8 protein-coding genes and 1 riboswitch are annotated in these 11,048 nt (G+C 71.1%); of the genes, 5 read left to right on the forward strand and 3 right to left on the reverse strand.

The window, feature by feature from the left end; all coding sequences use genetic code 11:
• The first annotated feature begins 231 nt into the window (after positions 1–231).
• The 3 genes from AB0469_RS25670 to AB0469_RS25680 all read left to right on the forward strand — a co-directional run bounded on the left by AB0469_RS25670 (position 232) and on the right by AB0469_RS25680 (position 3,716).
• Complete coding sequence (locus AB0469_RS25670; RefSeq protein ID WP_042809192.1) at positions 232–1,347, forward strand: LacI family DNA-binding transcriptional regulator; 1,116 nt, start codon at positions 232–234, stop codon at positions 1,345–1,347.
• A gap of 217 nt (positions 1,348–1,564) precedes the next feature.
• Entirely contained in the window at positions 1,565–2,740 is a 1,176-nt protein-coding gene (locus AB0469_RS25675) for a metallophosphoesterase (RefSeq protein WP_366453795.1), read from the forward strand.
• Positions 2,741–2,888: 148 nt separating this feature from the next.
• Positions 2,889–3,716 carry a hypothetical protein gene (locus AB0469_RS25680; protein ID WP_366453785.1) on the forward strand — a complete coding sequence of 276 codons (828 nt, stop codon included), beginning with the start codon at positions 2,889–2,891 and terminating at the stop codon, positions 3,714–3,716.
• Between the two features lie 12 nt (positions 3,717–3,728).
• Here AB0469_RS25680 and AB0469_RS25685 read toward each other — a convergent pair whose 3' ends face one another.
• Positions 3,729–4,832, reverse strand: coding sequence for a hypothetical protein (locus tag AB0469_RS25685; protein ID WP_366453786.1), 1,104 nt, complete (start codon positions 4,830–4,832; stop codon positions 3,729–3,731).
• A 297-nt stretch (positions 4,833–5,129) separates the two neighbouring features.
• Here AB0469_RS25685 and AB0469_RS25690 point away from each other — a divergent pair, with 297 nt between their 5' ends.
• On the forward strand, positions 5,130–6,290 hold the full coding sequence (locus AB0469_RS25690; protein WP_366453787.1) for a glycosyltransferase: 1,161 nt from the start codon (positions 5,130–5,132) through the stop codon (positions 6,288–6,290).
• Positions 6,291–6,312: 22 nt separating this feature from the next.
• Here the strand turns inward: AB0469_RS25690 and AB0469_RS25695 are convergent, their stop codons facing one another.
• On the reverse strand, positions 6,313–7,362 hold the full coding sequence (locus tag AB0469_RS25695; RefSeq protein WP_366453796.1) for an aldo/keto reductase: 1,050 nt from the start codon (positions 7,360–7,362) through the stop codon (positions 6,313–6,315).
• A 119-nt stretch (positions 7,363–7,481) separates the two neighbouring features.
• Positions 7,482–9,269, reverse strand: a complete 1,788-nt coding sequence (gene thiC / locus AB0469_RS25700; RefSeq protein ID WP_366453788.1) for a phosphomethylpyrimidine synthase ThiC — start codon at positions 9,267–9,269, stop codon at positions 7,482–7,484.
• A riboswitch (TPP riboswitch) is annotated at positions 9,264–9,408 on the reverse strand. It overlaps the preceding gene by 6 nt.
• 39 nt (positions 9,409–9,447) lie before the next feature.
• Between thiC and AB0469_RS25705 the strand changes: the two genes are divergently transcribed.
• On the forward strand, positions 9,448–10,917 hold the full coding sequence (locus tag AB0469_RS25705; RefSeq protein ID WP_366453789.1) for a YibE/F family protein: 1,470 nt from the start codon (positions 9,448–9,450) through the stop codon (positions 10,915–10,917).
• The last annotated feature ends 131 nt before the right edge of the window (positions 10,918–11,048 follow it).

An 11,048-nucleotide genomic window follows, 5' to 3' on the forward strand; every position in this document is an offset into this window, starting at 1 on the left:
GGTGGCCCGCGCCGTGGCGCGCGTCCCTCGTGCAGGTGAGTTGCGAGCGGCCAGTCGCCGCCCCGTTTTGGCATGCCCGTACCCGCCGACAGGCTCCACACTTGGCCCAAATCGCCAAATACCTTCAATTCCAAGGTCATTAGGGGTGGCGAACCAAGCAGAAACGTGCCTGTCAACCCGTGCATATGCACCTGAACCACCCTGCCGTCCGAGCCCTACTATCGGCTCGCCATGACAGCAGCAGGGAAGCATCACGTGAGCCGGGCCGAGACCACCCGGCGGGTCGGCGGCCGACAGGGCCGGGCCGGGATCAGGGACGTGGCCGCCGCCGCGGGGGTGTCCATCACCACCGTCTCCGACGCGCTCAATGGCAAGGGACGGCTGCCGGACGCCACCCGCCGCCACGTCCGCGAGGTGGCCGACCGGCTGGGCTACCGCCCCTCCGCCGCGGCCCGCACCCTCCGTACGGGAAAGTCGGGCCTCATCGGCCTGACCGTGACGACGTACGGGGATGAACCTTTCACCTTCACCGAATTCGCGTACTTCGCGGAGATGGCGCGGGCCGCCACCTCCGCCGCGCTCGCCCGCGGCTACGCCCTCGTCATCCTGCCGGCCACCTCACGGCACGACGTCTGGTCCAACGTGGCCCTCGACGGCACCGTGGTCATCGACCCCTCGGACCACGACCCCGTCGTCAGCGAGCTCGTCCGCCAGGGCCTGCCCGTGGTCTCCGACGGCCGGCCGGCCGGCACCCTCCCCGTCACCGCCTGGGTGGACAACGACCACGAGGCGGCCGTGCTGGGCCTGCTCGACCACCTCGCCGCCGCCGGCGCCCGCCGGATCGGGCTGCTGACCGGCACCACCACCGACACCTACACCCGGCTCTCCACGACCGCCTACCTCAGCTGGTGCGAGCGGGTCGGCCAGGACCCCGTCTACGAGTCCTACCCCGCGCACGACCCCTGCGCGGGCGCCGTCGCCGCCGACCGCCTCCTCGCCCGGCCCGACCGGCCCGACGCCGTCTACGGCCTCTTCGACCCGAACGGCACCGACCTGCTCGCCGCCGCCCGGCGCTACGGGCTGCGGGTCCCCGAGGACCTGCTGCTCGTCTGCTGCAGCGAGTCCACCGTCTACGCGAACACCGAGCCGCCCATCACCACGCTCTCCCTCAAACCGCGCCGCATCGGAACCGCCGTCGTGCAGCTGCTGATCGACGCGATCGAGGGGGTCGACACGGGACGCCCGGTCGAACAGGTCGTCCCGACCGAGCTGATCATCCGCACGTCCTCGCAGCGCAGGACCCCCCGGACCACCGTCAGCCCGCCCCGCTCACCGGCCCAGGACTGACCGCCGGACCCCCTTATTCGGCGGGTTCGGCGGTTCCGCCGAGGATTTCAACAACCCTCATATCGGGCCAAAAGGGCAGGAAGGTTTGGTTCCGCCCAGGATTCACCACCCCTGGTGCGTCACAGAGCGCGAGCCGCATTCCTATGATGGGCGCACGACATCACGGACCCTCCGCCCCGGAGGTGAGCAGGGTCCGCAGGTGTACGGCAGCGCGACGGTGGTGGAGGGGTCGATGACTCAGGGGGCCGGTCAGGGACCCGCGATGCGGACGGACACGCTGCGGGACTTCCGGGTGCCGGTCAACGAACCCGCGCCGTACGCCGCGTCCGCCGGCCTGCCCGGCGACGCGCCCGCGTACGGCGAGTACCCCGCGTACTACGCACCGGAGAGCGTTCCGCAGCAGCGCACGGCCTCCGCCCACACGGAGGTCCCCGCCGCAGCCGAGGACGACCTCGACGGCTACACCCCCACCCAGCGCGACCTGCCCGTCATCGGGCGCGGCGCGACGGGCGGGCCCGGGGACACCGTCCAGGTCCAGTACGTCCCGCAGGAGGCCCCGGGCACCGGCCCCGGCCCCCTCTACGTCGTGGGCGACGTCCACGGCTACCTCGACGAGCTCGTCCGCGAGCTCCAGGCGCAGAACCTCATCGACGCCGACTGCCACTGGTCCGCCGGGAACGCCAGGATCTGGTTCCTGGGCGACTTCACCGACCGCGGCCCCGACGGCATCGGCGTCATCGACCTCGTGATGCGCCTGTCCGCCGAGGCCGCCGCCGCCGGCGGCTACTGCAAGGCCCTGATGGGCAATCACGAACTGCTGCTCATCGGGGCGAAGCGGTTCGGCGACACCCCCGTCAACTCCGGTGCCGGCACGGCCACCTTCCAGGCCGCCTGGCTGCTCAACGGCGGACAGCGCACCGACATGGAGCGCCTGGAGGACGTCCACCTGCAGTGGATGTCCCGGCTGGACGCGGCCACCCTGGCGGACGGGCACCTGCTGCTCCACTCCGACACCACGGCCTACCTGGACTACGGCGACTCCATCGAGGACGTCAACGACACCATCCACGAGCTGCTCAACCGCAACGACGCCGACACCACCTGGGACCTGTTCCGCAAGTTCACCAAGCGCTTCGCCTTCCGCGACGAGGAGACGGGCCCGCAGGCCGTGCGCCAGCTGCTCGCCACCTACGGCGGCAGCCGCGTCGTCCACGGCCACAGCCCCATCCCGTACCTGCTCGGCGAGGTCGGCACCGAGGACGGCGACGAGGCCCACGGGCCGGAGTCCGTCGACGGACCGCACGTGTACGCGGGCGGACTGGCCATCGCGATGGACGGCGGCGTGACGATGGCGGGCAAACTGCTGGTCCAACAACTGCCGCTGCGCGACTGAGCGTTCACGGAGCGGGGTATTTCCCGAAAGTCCCTGTCACCCCATGGCCGGGGCGCTCTACCATCGCCCTGTCCGTAGCAGGCTCTCCTCCGTTTGGGCCGGCGCCCGGTTCTACGCGGGCATACCGGCTCGTACGGGGCATCGGGGGATGCACATGACCAGCGGTCCGCACCTGCTCATCGAAGACCGACCCGAATTCGACCGGCTCCTCGACGAGGCGCTGCACACGGCGGACGAACGGCCCGAGCTCGCCGGCCTCGGCGAACGGCTGAACGCCGAACAGCTGCGCACGATGGCCCTGAGCGCCATCGCGCTGCTGACCGCCGCGGCGGCCGCCGAGTACGCCCACTACGTGAAGGTACGGGAGGAACTGCGCGACGAGGCCCTGACGGGCCGCGGGAACACCGACGAGGAGGCCGACGGGGACGACGCCGGCCAGGGGGAGGGCGGCGCCGGCGTGAGCGCCGTGGTGGCCGTCCTCGCACCGGTCCTGGCGGGGACCGCCATGTTGATCTTCCTACTGGTGGGCTACTGCCTGAAGGCGGTCGATCCCGAACCCGCCTTCGCGCGCACGATGCTGACGGCGGGCTGGCTCTTCGGCGGGCTCACCGTGGTCTCGCTGGTCTTCGCCGTGGCCTCGCTGCTGGTGGCGGCCCTGCGCAACAGCTCCACGGAGGTGGCGGCGGCGGAGAGCGTGCCGATACCCGACGAGCTCGCGCGGGCCCGGGAGGCCTGGCGCAACGCGCTGCTGGAGCGGGGCATCATGCCGTTCCTGCGCGACGCGCTGGCCGATCCGACCGCCGGGACGGGCTACCCGGTGCCCCGTACACCGGGGGCCGGACGCATCCCCAACCTGGGGTACACCCGCCCCGACTTCAGCAGCCCGTCCGACGGGGCGCCCGGCCCGCGTCCGGGCTACTCCAGCCCTGACTTCACGAGCCCGGACTTCGGCGGCCCGGAGCACCGGCCGGAGTGACGGGTCACACCGTCACTTCCGCGGCGTGCCCGGGCGGGCGGTCCCGGCCTCGCGCTCCGGCCGGAGCGCGTGGAGCGGACGCCCCGGCTCGGCCCCGAAGGGCGGCTCGTTACCGGAGTTCCGCTGCACGGGGGTCGGGGGGTACGAGAGGTTCTGCGACCACGACGTCCCGCACACCAGGCTGCGGTTGCCCATGTTGTTGACCCTGGAGCAGGAGATCTCCCACAGCTGGTCCGTCGTGGTCAGGACCTCGACCGTGACGGAACCGCCCGAGTTCGAACGGTCCGCCACGGAGATGGCACAGGCGGTGGTCGGGAAGTTCGTGGTGGTGCTGGTCAGGTTCACCCAGGCGAACGTGCTCAGCGTGGGGCTGAGGCGGCGGATGCCCACGTAGGCGGTTCCGTTGCTCAGGATCGCCTTGACCTCTTCGGAGTTGTCCGGGTTGTAGGCATCGACGTCGCTGCAGGGGCCGGTGGCACCTGTGGCACCCGTGGCGCCCGTGGCACCCGTGGCACCGGTCGCGCCCGTGGCACCCGTGGCACCCGTGGCACCCGTGGCACCCGTGGCACCGGTCGCGCCCGTAGCGCCGGTCGCACCCGTCGCACCCGTCGCACCGGTCGCACCCGTCGTGCCCGTAGCGCCGGTCGCGCCGGTCGCGCCGGTCGCGCCGGTCGCACCAGTAGCTCCAGTCGCGCCCGTCGGCCCGGTCGGACCCGTGTCCCCCGTCGCACCCGTCGCACCCGTCGCACCCGTCGGGCCGGTGTCGCCCTTCGGGCCCTTCGGGCCCTTCGGACCCCGCGGACCCCGCGGGCCGCGACAGCCCTCGTCGTCCCGGTCACCGCCAACGGGGGCCCGGCCGGCCCGACGGGCCTCCGGCTGGTCGTCGTCATCGTCCCCGTGGTGGTGCGACTTCCGCTTGCAGTGGTCCTCGCCACCGCCGACGGCAGGGCCGGCCGCGGCCACCGCCGGTCCGGCCTGCTGCGCCACCGCGACCACGGGACTGACGAATCCCGCCAGAACGAGGGAGAGCGAGGCCAGGGCGCCTCCCGCCAGCCAGGCCCTGCTCCGCGGAAGAGGGCCGAGGGGGACGACCTTGACACGGTGCTCACGACTCATGGAGCGCTCCTTCAGCAAAGTGACTCGAACCGGAGCCGTCGGGATCCGGTCGCGGTTCGAGCCTCTCCCGGTGCGCCCGGATCGCCGCGCGACGCCCTTGGAGCCATTCGCACGATCAGCGCACCGGCTGACCCGATACCCCCAATCGGGCCAACTCGGACTTTCCCGGCGCGCCACCCACCGACGCCCGGCGCGTCCTCCCTAGAGTCCCCGACGATCCATCCGACCCGGCCGGCCGCCAGAACGCACGGCCCACACCAGCGGACGGGACCCGTGAGACCAAAAGTCTGTCTGAACATGATCGTCAAGGACGAGGCCCCCACCATCCGGAAATGCCTCGACTCGGTACGTCCCCTGATCGACACCTGGGTGATTGTGGACACCGGCTCGACGGACGGCACCCAGGACGTCATCAGGGACTGCTTCGGCGACCTCCCCGGAACCCTCCACGAACGCCCCTGGAAGGGGTTCGACGGCAGCCGGACGGAGGCGATCGAACTCGCCCGCGACCATGCCGACTACCTGCTGTTCATCGACGCCGACGACGCGATGGAGGTGGAGCCCGGGTTCCGGATGCCGGAGCTGACCCTCGACGCGTACCGGATCGCCCTGCATGACGGGCCGATCGTCCATTACCGGGCGGCGCTCGTCTCCACCCGTCTGCCCTGGCGGTACGTCGGTGTGCTCCACGAGTACATCGACTGCGGCGGCGAGTACAGCCTGGGAACGCTCAGCGGCGCCCACATCCTCAGCATCGGCGGGGGCGCCCGGCTCCGGGAAGGCGGCCAGCGGCAGAAGTACCTGCGCGATGCGGCCCTCCTCGAAGAGGGGCTGGCCAAGGAACCCGATAACGCCCGCTACATGTTCTACCTCGGCCAGAGCTGGCGGGACGCGGGCGAGCAGGAGAAGTCCCTCGCCGCCTACGACCGCCGGGCGGCCATGGTCGGCTTCTACGAGGAGACGTACCTCGCCCGGGTCTACGCCGCACGGGCCGCCGCGGGCCTGGGCCGGCCCGCGGCGGAGGTGATGGACCGCTACCTCCGCGCTTTCGAGAGCAGGCCCTCGCGCGCCGAGGCGATCGGGGACCTCGCGGGTCTCTGCCGCGTGGAGGAGCGGTGGCCGCTGGCCTATGTGTTCGCCAAGGAGGCGGCCCGGATCCCCTACCCGAAGGACGTCCTCTTCGTGGAGCACGCCTGGCACGAGTGGCGGGCGCTCGACGAACTCGCCATCGCCGCCTACTGGGTCGGCGAGTACCGCGAGTCACTGGAGTGCTGCGAGCGCCTGCTGAGCGAAGGAAGGCTGCCCGGCGAGCACCGCGAACGGGTCGCCGGGAACCTGGACTTCGCGCGGAACAAGCTGGAACCGGCGATGTTTCACGTGAAACGTCCGTCAGCCCCTCTCCCCGCCACCACCGGGAGCCGCCCGCCGGTGAAACGCCGCGCCAAGCGCCGGGTCTGACCCCTCCCTCCCGGAGGGACGGCTAGCCCGCGGCCCGGTCGCCGAGCGGGCGCCGCCGCTGGGTGGCGTCCGTGAGGGCCGGCGGGCGCCAGACGCCGTCCGGGTGGTAGAGGTTCACACCGGGGGGCACGACCTCGTCGATCCGGTCGAGCACCTCGTCGTCGAGGACCAGCCCGGCCCCCTTCACCAGGGAGTCGAACTGCTCCATCGTGCGCGGCCCGATGATCACCGAGGTGACCGCCGGATGCGCGACGGGGAACGCCACGGCCAGCTCCGGCAGCGTGCAGCCCAGGTCGTCGGCGATCGCGACGAGCTTCTCCACGGCCTCCAGCTTGGCCACGTTGCCGGGGATCGCCGGGTCGAAGCGGGCCGGGTGCAGCTTCGCCCGCCCGGCGGTCAGGTCGATCGGGCCGCCGAGCCGGTGCTTCCCGCTCAGGAAGCCCGAGGCGAGGGGGCTCCAGGTCAGCACACCCATCCCATAACGCCGGGCGACGGGCAGCACATCGGCCTCGATGCCGCGCGCGAGGATCGAGTACGGCGGCTGCTCGGTCCGGAACCGCGGCAGGGCCCGCCGCTCGGCGACGTGATGGGCCTCGACCAGTTCCTCGGCGGGAAAGGTCGAGCAGCCGAAGGACCTGATCTTCCCGTCCCTGACGAGGTCGCCGAGGACGGACAGCGTCTCCTCGACATCGGTCGAGTGGTCGGGCCGGTGCACCTGGTAGAGGTCGATCCAGTCGGTGTCCAACCGCCGCAGGCTGTCCTCGACGGCCCGCACGATCCAGCGCCGCGAGTTCCCGCTGCGGTTGCGGCCCTCTCCCATCTGGAAGTGGACCTTGGTGGCGAGCACCACGTCGTCACGCCGCCCCTTGAGCGCCTTGCCGACGATCACCTCGGACTCGCCCGCCGAGTACATGTCGGCCGTGTCCACGAAGTTGATGCCCTGATCGAGGGCGGCGTGGATGATCCGCTCGCACTCCGCGTGGTCCGGGTTCCCCACCGCCCCGAACATCATCGTGCCGAGGCAGTGGGCACTCACCTCTATGCCGGTCCCGCCCAGATTCCGGTATCGCATGGTCATGCGGCCGCACTCTAGGAGCTGGAGCGCACTCCAGCGCAAGACCCTTACGGCAGTCCGTCCGAACCATCCCGCGACTCCCCCCATGAGGTCGCGGGACGGTCCGCCCGGTCGGCTCAGTCCGCCAGCGGCAGGTAGACGCGGTTGCCGGAGGCGGCGAACTCGGCGGACTTCTCCGCCATGCCCGCCTCGATCTCCTCCGCCTTCAGGTCGCCGCCGTGCTCACGGCGGATGTCCTGGGAGATCTTCATCGAGCAGAACTTCGGACCGCACATGGAGCAGAAGTGCGCGGTCTTGGCCGGCTCGGCAGGCAACGTCTCGTCGTGGAACTCACGGGCCGTGTCGGGGTCGAGGGCCAGGTTGAACTGGTCCTCCCAGCGGAACTCGAACCGCGCGTCCGACAGGGCGTCGTCCCACTCCTGGGCACCCGGGTGGCCCTTGGCCAGGTCCGCCGCGTGGGCCGCGATCTTGTACGTGATGACACCGGTCTTCACGTCGTCTCGGTTGGGCAGGCCCAGGTGCTCCTTGGGCGTCACGTAGCAGAGCATCGCGGTGCCCCACCAGGCGATCATCGCGGCACCGATACCCGAGGTGATGTGGTCGTACGCGGGCGCGACGTCCGTGGTCAGCGGGCCGAGCGTGTAGAACGGCGCCTCCTCGCAGATCTCCTGCTGGAGGTCGATGTTCTCCTTGATCTTGTGCATCGGGACGTGGCCCGGACCCTCGATCATCGTCTGCACGTTGTGCCGCTTGGCGATCGTGTTCAGCTCGCCCAGCGTCTTCAGCTCCGCGAACTGCGCGGCGTCGTTGGCGTCCGCGATGGAGCCGGGGCGCAGGCCGTCGCCGAGCGAGTAGGTGACGTCGTACGCCGCGAGGATCTCGCAGAGCTCCTCGAAGTTCGTGTAGAGGAAGTTCTCCTTGTGGTGCGCCAGGCACCAGGCGGCCATGATCGAGCCGCCGCGGGAGACGATGCCGGTCTTGCGGCGGGCCGTCAGCGGCACGTACGGCAGCAGCACGCCGGCGTGGACCGTCATGTAGTCGACGCCCTGCTCGGCCTGCTCGATGACGGTGTCCTTGTAGATCTCCCAGGTCAGGTCCTCGGCACGGCCGTCGACCTTCTCCAGCGCCTGGTAGAGCGGCACGGTGCCGATCGGGACCGGGGAGTTGCGCAGGACCCACTCGCGCGTGGTGTGGATGTTGCGGCCGGTCGAGAGGTCCATGACCGTGTCGGCGCCCCACTGGGTGGCCCAGGTCATCTTGTCGACCTCCTCCTCGATGGAGGAGGTGACGGCCGAGTTGCCGATGTTGGCGTTGACCTTCACCAGGAACCGCTTGCCGATGATCATCGGCTCGATCTCCGGGTGGTTCACGTTGGCCGGGAGCACCGCGCGGCCCGCGGCGATCTCCTCGCGGACGACCTCGGGGGAGACGTTCTCGCGGATCGCGACGTACTCCATCTCCGGGGTGATCTCGCCCCGGCGGGCGTACGCGAGCTGCGTGACGGCCTGGCCGCCGCGGCCCCGGCGCGGCAGGCGCGGGCGGCCGGGGAAGACCGCGTCGAGGTTCTTGAGGCCACCGCGGGGCGAGGTGTGCTTGATGCCGTCGTCCTCGGGGCGCACGGGACGACCCGCGTACTCCTCGGTGTCACCGCGGCCGATGATCCAGTTCTCGCGCAGCGGCGGCAGGCCGCGGCGCACGTCGGTCTCGATCTGCGGGTCGGTGTACGGACCGGACGTGTCGTAGAGCGTGACGTCCTTGCCGTTGGTGAGGTGGACCTGGCGGACCGGCACCCGGATGTCCGGGCGGGAACCCGCCAGGTATCCCTTGTGCCAGCCGGGCTGGCGCTCGGTCTGGCCGTCGGCGTCCTGGCCGACGGCAGGCGTGCGTGCGTCCTGAATGGTCATGAGACCTGATCTCCCTACGCCGGCATTACCCGGTAACAGGTTCGGCGGTCGACGCAGCCTCCTCCCGCACGCAATCTGCTGCGCGTACGGTGATCAGCGCCCTCTCAGCCCGGTGCTCCGAGCTCCCGCGTTGTGCAAAGTAGCCCCCACGCTAGCGTCATCTGTGGCGTGCTGAACAGTGGGCCCCCTCATCTCTTGCGATGATCTGCCGGTGACGACCTCGCCGCAGCCCCCCAACCAGCCCACGGAAACCTGGGGCCACTCCGGCCACGCGCATGCGTCCCCCGGGCATGCGGCCGACGGCTCACAGGAGCCCTCCCACGGCCACGGGCATTCCGATGGACACGCGCACGGCCACGGCCACGGGCACGGGCACGGGCCGGCGGCTCCGGGATCCAAGCACCTGCGCAAGGTGATCTCCGCCGTGCTGATCCCCTTCGCCGTCGCCGTCTTCGCCGGCCTGGTGGTGCTCTGGCCCGGCGGCGCCCCCGGCCACGAACGCACCGGGGTGGGCTTCGACCGCCAGACGCAGCAGGCGAAGGTGGTCGCGATCTCCGAAGTCGACTGCAAGTCGGTGAACGCCTCGCAGGTCCCGCCCACCGGCAACGGCCCCGCCCCCGAGGGGCGCGAGGCGCAGCCCGGCGCCTGCAAGAGGGCCACCGTCGAAGTCGGCACCGGGGCGGACAAGGGGCGCGTCTTCTTCGAGATCATCCAGCCCGGTGCGCCCCGGCAGCTGGAGACGGGCCAGGAGGTGGTGGTCGCCTACGCGCCGAACGCTCCGCGCGATCTCCAGTACTCCGTGATCGACCTGAACCGCAAGTTCCCGATGATCCTGCTCGCGGCTGTCTTCGCGGTGGCGGTGGTCGTCGTCGGCCGGATGCGCGGGCTGTTCGCGCTCATCGCGCTCGTCGTGAGCTTCGGGGTGCTGACCCTCTTCATCCTCCCGGCGATCCTCCAGGGTTCGAACCCCCTGCTCGTCGCGGTCGTCGGCGCCAGCGCGATCATGCTGATCGCCCTCTACATGTGCCACGGACTGACCGCCCGCACCTCGGTCGCCGTCCTCGGCACCCTGGTCTCGCTGCTGCTGATCGGGCTGCTGGGTTCGCTGTTCATCGGCTGGGCGTTCCTGAGCGGGAACACGGACGACAACACCGGGCTGATCCACGGGCTCTACCCGAACATCGACATGAGCGGTCTGCTGCTCGCAGGCGTGATCATCGGATCGCTCGGCGTCCTCGACGACGTGACCGTCACCCAGACCTCCGCCGTCTGGGAACTGCACCAGGCGGACCCGGACATGGGTCCGCGCGCCCTGTACCGGGCGGCCATCCGGATCGGCCGGGACCACATCGCCTCCGTGGTCAACACCCTCGTCCTGGCCTACGCGGGCGCGGCGCTCCCCCTGTTGCTGCTGTTCTCCATCGCGAACAGCAGCATGGGAACGGTGGCCAACAGCGAGCTGGTGGCGGAGGAGATCGTACGGACCCTGGTGGGCTCGATCGGGCTCGTCGCCTCCGTCCCCGTGACCACGGCGCTGGCCGCTCTGGTGGTGTCCGCGGACCGGCCCGGCCCGGCGCCCGCGGGCGCCGTCCCCGCCCAGGCCGCGCCGCCGGCCCGCGGTGGGCGGGGCCGGCGGCGCAAGCGCTGAGGAGCGTGGGGGACGGGCTCCGAGGAACGGGTCCTCAGCTTGATCTTTATCCTCGCTGCTGTTTCAGGCGGATGTGTTCGGTGAGGGTTTCGGCTCGTTTCACGGTCTTCCCGGGTTCGTGTCGTGGGGCT

It is taken from the genome of Streptomyces sp. NPDC093801 (genome assembly GCF_040701585.1).
In the GTDB taxonomy this organism is placed as follows: domain Bacteria; phylum Actinomycetota; class Actinomycetes; order Streptomycetales; family Streptomycetaceae; genus Streptomyces.